Genomic DNA, 265 nt, shown 5'->3' with positions numbered 1-265 from the left:
AAGCTACGCCAAAATTCAGCAGGCAATGTTTGTTGAATGCGATGACATGCGCTTGTCCGGCTCTACTGCTTTGGATCTGTGCTACCTGGCCGCCGGCCGCGTAGACGGTGTATTCAAACTGAGCCAGAAGCCTTGGGAAATGGCAGCTGGCGAACTGATTGCCCGTGAAGCTGGCGCCATCTGTACCGACTTCACCGGTAACACCAACTACCTGACCTCCGGCAACATAGTTGCAGGGAATGTGCGCGTCGTGAAGCCTATGCTG

At 55.1% G+C, this 265-nt stretch carries 1 protein-coding gene; it reads left to right on the top strand.

Annotation, left to right across the window (positions count from 1 at the left end; genetic code table 11):
• On the top strand, window positions 1-265 hold a 265-nt coding region (locus ACYP03_RS26540; RefSeq protein WP_459782746.1), incomplete at both ends, for an inositol monophosphatase family protein.

This window comes from Photobacterium sp. R1, assembly GCF_054600795.1.
This window is presented reverse-complemented; position numbering and strand designations above follow the sequence as displayed.